The organism is Prochlorococcus sp. MIT 1327, from assembly GCF_047304785.1.
GTDB classification, from domain to species: domain Bacteria; phylum Cyanobacteriota; class Cyanobacteriia; order PCC-6307; family Cyanobiaceae; genus Prochlorococcus; species Prochlorococcus marinus_D.
In genome coordinates this window covers 1,634,425-1,647,472 of the sequence record NZ_CP138972.1, presented here as the reverse complement: position 1 = coordinate 1,647,472, position 13,048 = coordinate 1,634,425, and the positions used below count along the sequence as shown (strand labels likewise).

The 13,048-nt window shown below is 49.9% G+C and carries 14 protein-coding genes and 1 tRNA gene; 6 read left to right on the top strand and 9 right to left on the bottom strand.

The window, feature by feature from the left end; all coding sequences use genetic code 11:
• Positions 1-24: 24 nt before the first annotated feature.
• Entirely contained in the window at positions 25-294 is a 270-nt protein-coding gene (locus tag SIB80_RS08015) for a Nif11-like leader peptide family natural product precursor (protein ID WP_236066108.1), read from the bottom strand.
• Between the two features lie 95 nt (positions 295-389).
• On the opposite strand from SIB80_RS08015, the gene SIB80_RS08010 reads away from it, so the two are divergent.
• The gene (locus SIB80_RS08010; protein ID WP_063420281.1) at positions 390-728 is read left to right on the top strand and encodes a hypothetical protein; all 339 of its coding nucleotides are present in this window, start codon (positions 390-392) and stop codon (positions 726-728) included.
• 69 nt (positions 729-797) lie between these two features.
• On the opposite strand, the gene SIB80_RS08005 is transcribed toward SIB80_RS08010, so the two are convergent.
• From SIB80_RS08005 to SIB80_RS07980, 6 genes are all read right to left on the bottom strand, one after another.
• A complete protein-coding gene (locus tag SIB80_RS08005; RefSeq protein ID WP_063420280.1) occupies positions 798-980 on the bottom strand; it encodes a hypothetical protein in 183 nt (60 codons plus the stop codon).
• Between the two features lie 8 nt (positions 981-988).
• Positions 989-1,255, bottom strand: coding sequence for a Nif11-like leader peptide family natural product precursor (locus SIB80_RS08000; RefSeq protein WP_236066106.1), 267 nt, complete (start codon positions 1,253-1,255; stop codon positions 989-991).
• Positions 1,256-2,102: 847 nt separating this feature from the next.
• A tRNA-Met gene (locus SIB80_RS07995) sits at positions 2,103-2,179 on the bottom strand.
• 48 nt (positions 2,180-2,227) lie between these two features.
• Positions 2,228-3,205 carry an asparaginase gene (locus SIB80_RS07990; protein WP_063420279.1) on the bottom strand — a complete coding sequence of 326 codons (978 nt, stop codon included), beginning with the start codon at positions 3,203-3,205 and terminating at the stop codon, positions 2,228-2,230.
• A gap of 157 nt (positions 3,206-3,362) precedes the next feature.
• Positions 3,363-3,731 carry a ribosome silencing factor gene (gene rsfS, locus SIB80_RS07985; protein WP_063420278.1) on the bottom strand — a complete coding sequence of 123 codons (369 nt, stop codon included), beginning with the start codon at positions 3,729-3,731 and terminating at the stop codon, positions 3,363-3,365.
• Positions 3,724-4,359: a DUF3318 domain-containing protein gene (locus SIB80_RS07980; protein ID WP_063400572.1), complete on the bottom strand. Its 636-nt coding sequence runs from the start codon at positions 4,357-4,359 to the stop codon at positions 3,724-3,726. The genes rsfS and SIB80_RS07980 overlap by 8 nt, the downstream gene beginning before the upstream one ends.
• Before the next feature lie 120 nt (positions 4,360-4,479).
• On the opposite strand from SIB80_RS07980, the gene carB reads away from it, so the two are divergent.
• Together carB and SIB80_RS07970 are read left to right on the top strand one after the other, a co-directional pair.
• The gene (gene carB / locus SIB80_RS07975; protein ID WP_063420277.1) at positions 4,480-7,788 is read left to right on the top strand and encodes a carbamoyl-phosphate synthase large subunit; all 3,309 of its coding nucleotides are present in this window, start codon (positions 4,480-4,482) and stop codon (positions 7,786-7,788) included.
• Between the two features lie 35 nt (positions 7,789-7,823).
• Complete coding sequence (locus tag SIB80_RS07970) at positions 7,824-8,498, top strand: DUF3386 domain-containing protein (protein ID WP_063420276.1); 675 nt, start codon at positions 7,824-7,826, stop codon at positions 8,496-8,498.
• A gap of 539 nt (positions 8,499-9,037) precedes the next feature.
• Here SIB80_RS07970 and SIB80_RS07965 read toward each other — a convergent pair.
• Together SIB80_RS07965 and SIB80_RS07960 are read right to left on the bottom strand one after the other, a co-directional pair.
• Positions 9,038-9,274 carry a DUF6447 family protein gene (locus tag SIB80_RS07965; protein ID WP_063420370.1) on the bottom strand — a complete coding sequence of 79 codons (237 nt, stop codon included), beginning with the start codon at positions 9,272-9,274 and terminating at the stop codon, positions 9,038-9,040.
• A gap of 175 nt (positions 9,275-9,449) precedes the next feature.
• On the bottom strand, positions 9,450-11,207 hold the full coding sequence (locus SIB80_RS07960; protein WP_063420275.1) for an ABC transporter ATP-binding protein: 1,758 nt from the start codon (positions 11,205-11,207) through the stop codon (positions 9,450-9,452).
• Positions 11,208-11,244: 37 nt separating this feature from the next.
• Here SIB80_RS07960 and SIB80_RS07955 point away from each other — a divergent pair, with 37 nt between their 5' ends.
• Genes SIB80_RS07955 through folP form a run of 3 tightly spaced genes read left to right on the top strand, consistent with a single transcriptional unit; the run spans position 11,245 to position 13,027 of the window.
• Positions 11,245-11,442: an RNA-binding S4 domain-containing protein gene (locus SIB80_RS07955; protein WP_063420274.1), complete on the top strand. Its 198-nt coding sequence runs from the start codon at positions 11,245-11,247 to the stop codon at positions 11,440-11,442.
• Between the two features lie 33 nt (positions 11,443-11,475).
• On the top strand, positions 11,476-12,207 hold the full coding sequence (tpiA, locus tag SIB80_RS07950) for a triose-phosphate isomerase (RefSeq protein ID WP_063395962.1): 732 nt from the start codon (positions 11,476-11,478) through the stop codon (positions 12,205-12,207).
• Positions 12,176-13,027, top strand: coding sequence for a dihydropteroate synthase (gene folP / locus SIB80_RS07945; RefSeq protein ID WP_370520994.1), 852 nt, complete (start codon positions 12,176-12,178; stop codon positions 13,025-13,027). The genes tpiA and folP overlap by 32 nt, the downstream gene beginning before the upstream one ends.
• The last annotated feature ends 21 nt before the right edge of the window (positions 13,028-13,048 follow it).

Sequence of the window (13,048 nt, the reverse complement as noted above, 5' to 3'; positions counted from 1 at the left end):
ATGTAGTAGGTACTGTGATGTGCCTTAGCAGGGTATGTCTACACAGGCAGAGTATACTATGGTATAGGCTGAATCGCATTGATCGCGAGTATCCAGGCCCCCCCCCCCAGCCACACCTTCCAGCTCAGCATCAGACAGGGTTTGGCGCTGAGTGTTTAAGTCTTCTGTGGTGATCGAGAAGCCTGCAGCTTTGGCAATAGCAACAGGGTCAGCGCCTTCTGCTTTGAGCTGTTCCTGCAGTGAAGTATCGGCTTGAACCTTGGCGATGAATGCCTTGAGTTGTTCTTCTGACATCAGATGTAGTTGTCTATACTTTATGTATAGCACAATCTAAGGCTGATGAATGCACAAGTATCGATTGAATTGTATGAAACTTCAACTACATCAGGTTGCAATCAGACGGCATCAGTGAATGGAGCCATGCCTTTTTAATGCTCTCGGCAACGTTCGATGGTTGTGCCAAGCGCTATGAACGTTTCTGCCAGCGCTATCGCCATAAGAGCAAAGGCGCTCCAAAGTGCCACTGGGGTAGTCGCATACTTAAACGGCTGGTGAGCAGTGCAAGAACTAGAAGCAAGAAAAATAAGATCTCACCAGGCCAACAACGATTGCCTTTGGCTTGGGATATTCGCCTCAATCAAATCCCTGAGGATTGGCATCAGGTTGCGGTGAGATTTAGAAAAACAAATGGAATCAGAGATGGAGATCAAACTCTCAGACTGTGGTAATTAGTTGGGCAATATAAGTAGTTTTAGGGCAAAAGGATTTAAAGGTAGATTTGTGATGAATGCGAAGAACTATTGCTGATTGGCACCAGCTGAATAAGACATCAAGGCAACTTTCTGCAAGGCAATGGTGCCAGGTATCGGATGCCGTTTTAAGCGAATAGGGAAGTCATTGAAGAAATAAAAAGCCCCTGCTAATGCAAGGGCTTTGAGTGTGTAGGCTGTGGTATGTAGGCTGATGTACCAACAGTTCATTCCTTTTATCAACAGAACTTCTCTCCCTTAGAGTAACAGCAGTTTGGCCCCGTAACCCAGTTTGGTTCGTAGGAATTGCCCCCCCCCCCAGCCACACCTTCCAGCTCAGCATCAGACAGGGTTTGGCGCTGAGTGTTTAAGTCTTCTGTGGTGATCGAGAAGCCTGCAGCTTTGGCAATAGCAACAGGGTCAGCGCCTTCTGCTTTGAGCTGTTCCTGCAGTGAAGTATCGGCTTGAACTTTGGCGATGAAAGCCTTGAGTTGATCTTCTGACACTTGTTTTTAGTTGGGTCGCTTTTTCATATGCATAGCCTAGCCTAAGGCTGATGAGTTCAAGTATCGATTGAATTGTATGAAATTTCCACAACAGCTTGAGAACAGACGGCCTCAGTGAATGGAGCTCTGATTTTAAAGCTATCTGCCTCTCTATTAGATTATCTCTGGATGTAAGCTCTCTGCTTCTCTGGATTGATGCGCTAATCGCTTTGGCGTTTCTGCCAGCGCTATCGCCACAAGAGCAAAGGCGCTCCCAAGTGCCATTGGGGTAGTCGCATACTTAATCGGCTCGTGAGTAGTGCAAGAACTAGAAGCAAGAAAAAGAGGATCTCACCAGGTCAAGAACGATTGCCTTGGGCTTGGGATATTCGCCTCAATCAAATTCCAGAGGATTGGCATCAGGTTGCGGTGAGATTTAGAAAAACAAATGGAATCAGAGATGGTGATATACAGTTCACGTTCTGAGAGTGAGTTGAGGAGATATAGGTATTGGCTAGAGGCAAGAAGTTGAAGGTTAGCTTTTCAGTAGCGCATGACTATTCTCAGAGCCTGCTTTTATCAATTACACGCCTTTTCAGGCATCTTATTGGCAAGAAGGTGCTAGGCATCTGTAGCCTTCAAATCGGCCACAAGGCGGTCCCAAGTGCTCTGAGATCTTTTTGGTCGTCCTTGTGCCATGCGCCTCTTAAAGCCCCTTTTTAGCCTTCCGTACACCCCCACTTAGTGGGGGTATAAACGTTAAAACTGGGTGCAAATAGGAGCAACTAGAACAGGTTGGGCCTTCCTGTCAGTTTTAGAACTTCCTAGTCCAGGACATTAAAAAACCCCTCAGAGAGGGGCTTTTAAGTGGTGGCGGGGGGGAGATTTGAACTCCCGACCTTCGGGTTATGAGCCCGACGAGCTACCAGACTGCTCTACCCCGCGGTGACCCTCAAAGCATACCTTTTGAGGCTTGTGCCACTTGGTCTTTGTTTAGGTTTCCTGGTATCGAAGAGCTCCGGCCACTTCTAGCTGCACACCTGGAGCAATGAGCAATACCTGTTCCTCTAATTCTTGGAGTCCGGTTGGGGTGAGCCAATCAAGTTGGCGAAGTAGGTGGAGCGCTACAGCGTGTTTTGCTCGTTTGGATCCGTCTTCTACTTTGATCGCCACACCCATCCCTTCACCAACGCGGCTTAGACATTGGACACCTTCTGCTCCACCCTTGCTCACGATTTGTCCGTGAGCTCGTTGCATGAGCTCAGTGTCAAATCGGCCTTCCCCTGCTACGAGTTCAGGATGGGCCAACATCGCCCTGATCACTTGTTCCATTTCTGCCTGACGTGATGCCCCGAGATGGGCATAGAGCAGAGCGATTTGGTCTAGCCGTAGGCGAAGGGTTGGTGCTCCACAGTCATCCCTGGCAGCTACGAGCTCGTCGGCCGGTAGCCCAAGCAGTTCGGCTATGCGTCGATTCACTTCCACTTGCAGAGGATGGTTGCCTTGCAGGTATGAATCAAGGGGCCAACCCATTTTCTTGCTCGTCGCAAGAAAGCCAGCATGTTTCCCTGAGCAGTTGTGCTCTAGCGGGCTCGTGCCTCCCCTTGGAATGGGGCATTGCAGCAGGCTTGGGTCTAGCTCGGCATTCCAAAGCAACCTGAAGGCTTCGCGGGCATGGGCGGGTGTCCCTGAATGGGATCCACAGCAGATTGCTAATCCTTTTTCCCCACAGTTCATTTGCTCTGCTGCACCACTACTCAAAAATGGCAGTGCTTGAAAGGGCTTTAGAGCTGAACGGATGAAGGTTTCAAAGTCTGCACAACCCGCTCGCATCAGGACGCGCCCTCGCCCATCGCAAACCACAGCATGCACGCGATGGATCGACTCCACGCTGGAGCCACGCTTAAGGCTTACTTCAAGAGGCGTTGTGCCCGAACGCTGGGAGCTTCCGAACCAGGTTGGAAGATTCATGCTCAAGCAGACTTTTGGGCTTCAGAGAGCCTGGCAGAGACTCGCCCCCTTGGATGATGAAGCTTGTGATGAAGTCCATGGTTCGTGCCAAATAACCAAGTAATGGAACTTCGAGTTGGTGTTAATTGCTACGCATTCAAAGTGTTGTTTTTAAGTCTCAGGATGCTTGAGAGAGATTCGAGCTCATGAAGCTGTGATGCTTTCCATGACTCCAGAAGGCTTCCAGGTCGTAAAAGCCTCGTTCGCTTGGCTGTAGAACATGCACGATTAATTCGCCGTAATCGAGCAGAGCCCATTTCCCTTCATTAAGACCTTCACTTCTCAATGGCAATCGATCGGCTTCTACCTCAAGGCGATCTTCCACAGATTTAGCAATTGCTCTTACTTGGACTTCAGATAGTCCTCCGGCAATCACCATCCAGTCCGCCAGGCTGGAGACCTCATCGATTCGGATCAGTTGAATGTCTGTCGCTTTGCGATCGTCGCAGGCCTCAGCGGCCATTTCTGCTAGCTGTTCACTATCCATAGACGTTTTCACTGCTTACGGATTGGCGAGATCCTTCCTGTTCAGCCATTTCTGCTCGAGCTTTTCCAGCACTTTTTCTAAGGGCTTCCAATCGATCTTCATAGAAGCTTCGCTTCTTCTTTTTGCGGGTTTGTTCCACAAGCTCCTTTAGCGCTCCCCCGAGGCTCTTGTAGGCATTCGGCACGCTGTAATTAAAACGACAGGCCAGATCGATAGCCCGTTCATCGGCAGCGATTGCATCCTGAAGCCGCTTTTCAGAGTTGTTCTTTAAATAGAGCCGATATCCAGCGAAGCCCGAAAGACCTAGGGCCATTAATAGCAACAATCCGTCTTGAACCCAGAGTTCACCAATTGCACCGCCGAGGCCGATGGCTAGAGCAGCCATTTCCCAGCCATCGCGAGGAATGGTGTCGTTCTGGACTCGACCCACTTCATGCCAAAAGAGCAAGTTGCGATGGTCGAGCGCGAAATTGTCCCATTGTTCGAGATCGATTTGGATCTCGACCTCATCGCGTCCGATTTCCTCGAGGGTGATGAGCGGTGGATCTACCGCTGCTGCCGCCTCCACGAACACCCAGCTCTGCATCTCTGGCGGCAGCTGCCCCTTAAGGCGCTGGAGTTCGCTCATGGTCTTGATCTCTCTCCGTACTCATCAAGCTAGCGACTACATGGCGCCTGGGTGTTTTTCCTGAGCTATCTCTGACGTTGCATGGGAAGCTAGTCGCGTTTGGCCAACACCCGAAATTCCATGCCCCGTAGGTCTGATCTGCGTCGCATCCTGCTGCTGGGGTCAGGTCCGATCGTGATTGGCCAGGCCTGTGAATTTGATTATTCCGGCACTCAAGCATGCAAGGCCTTGCGGGATGAAGGTTTTGAGGTGGTGTTGGTGAATTCCAATCCGGCCTCAATCATGACGGATCCGGAGATGGCTGATCGCACCTATATCGAGCCGCTCACACCCGAGGTGGTGACTCGCGTCATTGAGTTAGAGCGCCCTGATGCGTTGCTGCCAACCATGGGCGGCCAGACGGCTCTTAATTTGGCGGTGGCATTGGCTGAAAATCACACACTCGAACGTTTTGGCGTTGAGTTGATCGGTGCAGATCTAGCTGCAATTCGAAAGGCCGAAGATCGCCAGCTGTTTAAGCAGGCGATGGAGCGTATAGGCGTCAACGTTTGTCCTTCAGGGATTGCTTCCAGCCTCAAGGAGGCAGAAGAGGTTGGTGAAGTGATTAATAGTTTTCCGCGCATCATCCGACCAGCCTTCACTCTTGGTGGCAGTGGTGGTGGCATTGCTTACAACCCTGAAGAATTTGCAGCGATCTGCAAAAGCGGTCTTGATGCCAGCCCGGTTTCTCAGATCTTGATCGAAAAGTCGTTGTTGGGTTGGAAGGAGTTCGAGTTAGAGGTGATGCGTGATTTGGCGGATAACGTTGTGATCGTCTGTAGCATTGAAAATCTCGATGCAATGGGTGTTCATACAGGAGATTCAATCACTGTTGCTCCTGCGCAAACTCTCACCGATCGTGAGTATCAGAGGCTTAGAGATCAATCCATTGCCATTATTCGTGAGATAGGTGTTGCTACGGGGGGTAGCAATATTCAGTTCGCGATCAATCCAGATGATGGCGAGGTGGTTGTTATTGAAATGAATCCGCGCGTTAGTCGATCATCAGCGCTGGCAAGTAAGGCCACGGGGTTTCCAATTGCCAAGATTGCTGCTCGTCTTGCTGTTGGTTATACCCTTGACGAAATTATCAACGACATCACGGGTAAGACACCAGCGTGTTTTGAACCCACAATTGATTATGTCGTCACGAAGATTCCACGATTTGCATTTGAGAAGTTTAAGGGCAGCCCTGCTGTTCTTTCTACGGCAATGAAGTCTGTGGGAGAGGCAATGGCGATCGGTCGCTGTTTCGAAGAGTCTTTTCAGAAAGCGATGCGTTCTCTAGAAATTGGGCGGGCTGGTTGGGGTTGTGATCGTCAAGAGCCAGAATTTACGCCTACAGAAATTGAGCGTTTGTTGCGCACGCCTTCTCCTGAGCGGATCATGGCAGTGAGAACAGCGATGTTGGCCGGACGCAGTGACCATGATATTTACGATTTGAGCAAAATTGATATTTGGTTTTTAGCCAAATTACGCCACATGATTAATATTGAGACAACGCATCTGCATGGCCGCGCATTAGATGAATTGGATCAGGAGTCTCTACTCTGCTTGAAGCAGCTTGGCTATTCCGATCGTCAGATTGCTTGGGCGACAGGTTCTGACGAGCTCGCTGTACGTGCACATCGTGAACTGTTAAATATCAAACCTGTTTTTAAGACAGTCGATACTTGCGCTGCTGAATTTTCATCTACTACTCCATATCATTATTCAACGTATGAGCGACCCCTGTACCGTCTTGATTCTGATGACCAATTGTATAAACTTGAGCCGGAAACTGAGGTCGTTACAGACAGCCGCGCAAAAGTGATGATTCTTGGCGGCGGTCCTAATCGCATTGGCCAAGGAATTGAGTTTGACTATTGCTGTTGCCATGCTTCATTTGCTGCGCAGGGCAAGGGATTTGTCACTGTGATGGTTAACAGTAATCCCGAAACTGTCTCCACTGACTATGACACTAGTGACAGACTTTATTTCGAACCTCTTACTCTTGAGGATGTACTCAATGTGATCGAGGCTGAACGGCCTAATGGTGTCATTGTTCAGTTTGGTGGTCAGACCCCACTCAAGTTGGCGATTCCCTTGCTTCGTTGGCTAGAGAGTTCGATCGGAAAGTCAACAGGCACACGTATATGGGGTACATCACCAGAATCAATTGATCGGGCTGAAGATCGTGAACAGTTCGAGGCGATCCTGCGGCAGCTTCAAATTCGCCAGCCTCGTAATGGCTTGGCTCGCAGTGAGGAAGATGCCCGAGCCGTAGCACTTCGCATTGGTTATCCCGTTGTTGTTCGTCCCTCTTATGTGCTTGGAGGCCGAGCCATGGAGGTGGTGTTTGATGAACAAGAGTTGAATCGCTATATGGCTGAAGCGTTTCAGGTCGAACCTGATCATCCAGTGCTCATCGATCAGTATCTGGAAAATGCTGTGGAAGTTGATGTTGATGCTCTCTGTGACTCTGATGGAGTTGTCGTGATTGGCGGTTTGATGGAACACATTGAGCCTGCTGGAATTCATTCTGGAGATTCCGCTTGCTGCCTTCCCTCCATCTCTCTTGGTGAGCAAGCCCTTCGCACGATTCGTCTCTGGAGTGAAGCGTTGGCCCTTGCGCTCAAAGTTCAGGGGTTGATCAATCTGCAGTTCGCTGTCCAGCGGGATGAAGCGGGTGATGAACAAGTGTTCATCATCGAGGCCAATCCTCGTGCTTCTCGTACCGTTCCTTTTGTGGCTAAAGCCACAGGAGTACCCCTGGCCAGGATCGCCACTCGGCTCATGGCAGGAGAGACCTTGGCGGCTATTGGACTTACGCATGAGCCTCAACCGCCTCTTCAGTCTGTCAAGGAAGCCGTATTGCCATTCCGTCGTTTCCCTGGGGCCGATTCGGTGCTTGGCCCGGAGATGCGGTCCACTGGAGAAGTGATGGGTTCAGCTTCCAGTTTTGGCATGGCGTTTGCCAAGTCTGAAATTGCAGCTGGTGATTCCCTCCCAATTCGTGGAACTGTCTTTCTCTCTACTCATGACCGGGATAAGCCAGCGCTAATACTTGTCGCTGAAAGGCTGATTGAACTTGGCTTTGATCTCACGGCCACCTCCGGAACTGCTCAAGCCCTTAATCGGGCTGGATTGAACGTTCAGCCAGTACTTAAGGTTCATGAGGGACGTCCCAATATCGAAGATTTGATTCGCTCTGGTCAGATTCAGTTGGTGATCAACACACCTATTGGCCGTCAGGCCGCTCATGACGACAAATATTTGCGACGAGCAGCTCTTGATTACTCCGTGCCTACCCTTACGACGATTGCTGGAGCACGAGCCGCTGTCGAGGGAATCACGGCACTCCAGCAACAGTCATTATCCGTAGCGGCCCTTCAAGACATCCATGTTTGATCTCCCATTAGGCTTGCTCAACTGAAATTCTTGCCGTGATCGCTAACGCTTCCCCTATTGTTTTGGCTCCTGGTAGTGATTGTCGAGAACTATTTCAGGCGGCTTATGACAATCGCTACACCTGGGATCCGGTCTTTTCTGGTTATCGGGGTCGTTGTCTGTGGGTCACGGATGATCGCGTCGTGGAAGGGCAGTTTGAGTTGGGGGCGGATCTCAAGGCCCATATTGATGGTATAGAAGATGAATTGATCGCCAAGGCTGTCTCTTCCCAGCTATGGGAAGTTGCCATACATCGAGTACGACGCAGTTTTGAAAAGACCCATGGTGAAAACACTTTTACCGCAGGTGATAACGATGATGTTGGCTTAGAAGTGATCGTTGGAGGTAAAAATCTTGGTGATCGTTATCGCATCAAAAATGATGTGGTGACGATGGTTCATCGCCATATTCATGGAACAGTGGTGACCATTTTTACAAAAAGTACGACGAATACAGGTTATGGCTACCTAAGTCATACATACAGCAGTCAATACCACGACCCAAAAACAAACGAGCCTACCAGTGGCATCAGTCAATTCACTGATACTTTTGTGCCCTTGGCTGATGATGGTTTATGGGTATTGAGTGAAAGGTTAGTGGAAAAAGATGCTTTTGCTGGAATGGCTGCTGAACGGCAGTTGTTTAAGTTCGTAGAGCTTGAGCAGCTTTAAAATAAGTGACAATGGTTGCCAATTGATTTGAGACTAATAATGCAACCTTTGTTCGACTGGTAAACTAATTCTGTTCATTTTGCGGTAGAAGATAATAATTCTTTTAAGCTCGTCTGTTTTTAGGTACAATTAAGACTATTGTAAAAAAGGAAAAAGTTAAATTTACGATTGGTTGAGTAATTATCATCATTATCTCGCTAACAACTAGATTGATGATGCTAGGTGTGGACTTTATGTCTTTGTTGGAGCTTTGGCATTGCTTGTTGGTAATGCTGTCTCCATCTTATTAGGCAAGAAAATATCTCAATGGCTGGTAACTTTGCTGAGATTGATTTTGTAAAAAAAATAAGAAGACAATGTCAATATTGCCTGCATCACTAAGCTGAAGACGGCAGGCCTAGGATATTGTTTGCGAACTTAATTGTTCGTGGATTTGCCTAGTCAGATTGAATTTATAGATGATCATATTAGGAACATCCATTAGCTGCAGAGACGCTATTAATTGAAAAAGGGTTAGTAAGGTATGGGGAAAAAGAAAGTCAAGATGCGTCTGGGAGAGGGGTGACGTCTTTGAGCTTTTCATTCAATTGCATTGCCAGAGTCTGACGACCTACTGCCAAAACTTTTAGGGTGTCTTCGTGCATGCGTAGTTGGGCATCAGCAACTTGCATGCCACGGATTAGTTCCTTCAGTTCATCTGGTAATGAATTCAGGTCGTAGCGCTTGCCTTCAAAAGTGAGTACGGGATCAGGCTTGTTTGCTGCTGAGTCAGTCATCGGAGGTGAGTTCTGTTCTTGAGTGGCATTTGTGCTTTCGGACCTTCCGAAGGGCCATTTCGGAGGCATTCGTTCACCAAAAGGTTATCCAGCTCTTTCTAAAGCATGAGAATGAGATTGTCTATAGCTCACCTAAAATCATATCGTAGGAATTTGCCCTGGCGGCTCGTATCCCTTATTGACTCGGACAGTCTCTTTTTCTATCGCGAATAATTTGTCGTTCGCAGAGATCCCTGTAGCGACCAGCTCGACTCATTAGTTCGTCATGATTGCCACAATCACAGATTCGCCCTTTTTCTAGTACAACAATATGATCGGCCTCCTGAACAGTTGCAAGACGGTGGGCTATCACTAGAACAGTTCGCCCCTGCATAGCTTGTTTAAGACCTAGTTGTACGGCTGCTTCCGCTTCGGCATCCAGCGCACTAGTGGCTTCATCTAACAGCAGCACGGCTGGATTGCCGAGTACGGCTCTGGCAATGGCGATGCGTTGCAGTTGGCCACCAGAAAGGTTTGTGCCGCGTTCTTCCAATTGAGTGGAATATCCTTCCGGTAAGGACATGATGAAATCGTGAGCGTTGGCAAGGATTGCTGCTTCTTTGACCTTCTCTTGACTCACATTTCGACCGAAAAGAATGGCTTCTTCGACGCTGCCAGAGAAGACTGTTGTTCGTTGCGGCACCAAGGCCACCTGATGTCTTAGCTCCTGGGCTTTGACCTGGCTGAGCTCATGACCATCTAGAAGAATCTTTCCTTGCTGGGCCGTGTTGAAGCGTAAAAGTAATGAAAACAGAGTGCTCTTTCCAGCACCAGATGGACCCACGAGTGCAACGATCTGGCCAGCCTTCACTTCTAGAGACAGATCGTGTAGCACCTGTTTCTCATTGACATAGGCAAAACTGACGTGACGAAGCACTAGATCACCTTTTAAGCGACCCAGTGGTTCAGCCTCGTCAATGTCAGGAGGTTCCTGTGGTTCGCGTTCAATTTCTCGCAGGCGTCGTAGTGAGGCCTGGCCTTGCTGGAATTCATTGAAATTCGTGGTGAGGTGGCTAATGGGATCGATCAGCATCAGCAAGGCAGCCACATAGCTGCTGAAACTTTGCCCATCCATTCCGCCGGTTTGAATCCGAGCGGCACCAATCGCCAAGACTGTGAGGATGCCAGCGGCTTCGATGAAGCCCACGACAGGATGCTGTAGAGCGAGCAGACGCAGGGTTTGGTATCGCGCTTGACGATGAAGATCAACTTCGGCATCAAAGCGCTTCTGAAGCCAGGGTTCTGCAGCAAAGGCTCTCACCAAAGGCAACCCTTGGATTGCTTCGCCAAGTAGCCCTGCAAGATCGCTCACCTGACGCTGGCTGCGTTCGGCAGCTCTCATGACTCTGGCACCAAACTGGCTTACCAAGATCGCCACCATTGGCGCTAGCAGCAGGGTGGCTAGTGATAGTTGCCAGTCAAGAAAAACCATATAGCCAAATACCGCTACCAATTGCAGAGCACTTGGTGTGGTGTCTTGAATGGTCTTGTAAATCACTTCTCCCACCCGATCGGCATCCTCAGTGAGGCGATAGGTCAGGTCTCCTGAAGACAGTTTCTCGAGGGCCCCTAGTTCGACTTGTTGCAGCTGTGCAAACAAATCACGACGCAGGTCTTGGCTCACTCGCAATGCTGGCCCGGCAAGCATGGTGTCCTGTCCGAATTGAGCCAGTTTTTGAACCAGAAAAACAGTGAGTGCTATGGCAATCACTTGGACGACCTGGGCCAGCTTGCCTGCCCCGATCGCTGGAATCAGCTGCCCAGCAAGCCATGCCAGTAGCGGCCAGCATCCTACGTAAATCAGCATGCACACACCTCCCCAGATCAGCCTGCGCAGGTGAGGGCGTAAGAGGGGAAGCAGTCTGCGGAAGCCGGCTTCGGAGGAGGAAAACATCGAGTCACACTAGTTGCGTGAACGCTCTGCTTATTCAATGAAGTTGGATCAATTTCTTAAATGGCAGGGCTGGGTGGCCACTGGAGGCGAGGCGAAACAGCTGATCCAGTCAGGGCAGGTGTTTGTCAATGGCTCTGTTGAAACAAGGCGTGGCCTCCATTTGAGTTCAGGCAACCGGGTTCGATTGGGCACAGATGAGGCGGTCTTTGTCGGCAATGCTTCGACAGGGCCGTAAGTTAGCCCCTGCGGAACTTCAGAGGACCCGAGCGTGCGTAAACCCGTGATCGCTGGCAACTGGAAGATGCACATGACCTGTGCTCAGGCACGGGAGTACACGGCCATGTTCCTGCCATTAATCGAAGCCACTCCCAATGATCGTCATGTAGTGATTGCCCCACCATTCACCGCTATCTCCTCAATGGCAGAGTCCGTAGGCGGCAGTCGTCTGGAATTGTCAAGCCAGAATGTGCATTGGGAGGATGATGGTGCTTATACCGCAGAGGTTTCGCCAACGATGCTTCTGGAGCATCAAGTGCGATACGCGATTGTTGGCCATAGTGAACCGCGCAAATACTTCAGTGAGAGTGATGAACAGATCAACCGTCGTGCTCGTTCAGCCCAAGCGCATGGTCTGATCCCGATTGTCTGCGTGGGTGAAAGTGATGAGCAGCGTGAACGAGGAGAGGCTGAGCGTGTGATTCGACGACAGGTGGAACAGGGACTGGAAGACACCGATCCAGACAAACTTGTGGTTGCTTATGAGCCCATCTGGGCCATTGGCACGGGCAAGACGTGCGAAGCATCGGAGGCGAATCGTATCTGTGGCCTCATTCGTCGTTGGGTCGGGGCTTCAGAACTAATCATTCAGTACGGCGGTTCGGTCAAACCAGGAAATATTGATGAGTTGATGGCAATGAGTGATATCGACGGAGTGTTGGTGGGTGGTGCTTCCCTTGACCCAGAGAGTTTTGCTCGCATTGCCAATTATCAAACCAGTTAAATCTCCTTGGCCTCAGGGTTGGGGACAGCGAACGAATGTGATGGGTGTGATTAATATCACGCCCGATTCATTTAGCGATGGTGGCAATTATCTAGAGCCTGCTAGTGCCCTCGCACAGGCAACTCTTCTTATACAGCAAGGGGCTGATGTACTAGATCTTGGTGCTCAGAGCACGAGGCCTAAGGCCGAGGAGGTTGGCTGGCACGAGGAGTTGAACAGAATGATGCCTGCTCTTCATGCAATACGTGCAGCTCACCCGCAGGCGTTGATCTCTGTGGATACATTCCTTGTGGAGGTGGCGGAGGCGGCTCTGCAAGCAGGTGCAGATTGGATTAATGATGTCAGCGGCGGCAGGCGTGACCCTGAGTTGCTGAGGGTTGTTGCCGAAGCAGGATGTCCCTATGTGTTGATGCATAGCCGTGGCAACAGTCAATCCATGGATCAACTCGCTACTTATAGCGATGTGATTGAAGAGGTTCGTCTTGGACTACTTCGTCGAACGGAACAGGCTTTGGCGGCTGGTATCCGATCTGAACAGTTGATTTGGGACCCAGGCTTGGGTTTTGCTAAAACCACTGAACAAAATCTGATTTTGTTGAAGCATCTAGAGAGGATTTGCTCTGAAGGCTTCCCTGTTTTAGTTGGGCCCTCAAGGAAACGCTTCATCGGAGATGTTTTGCACCAACCGGACCCAGAGGCTCGTCTATGGGGTACTGCCGCCGTGGCCTGCCGTTGTCTGCAGGCGAAGGCGGCAATGGTGAGAGTGCATGATGTGGGCCCAATCCATCAGACCCTTCAAATGGCTAGAAGGCTGTGGTAATAGGGGCTTTAGTTACTATTT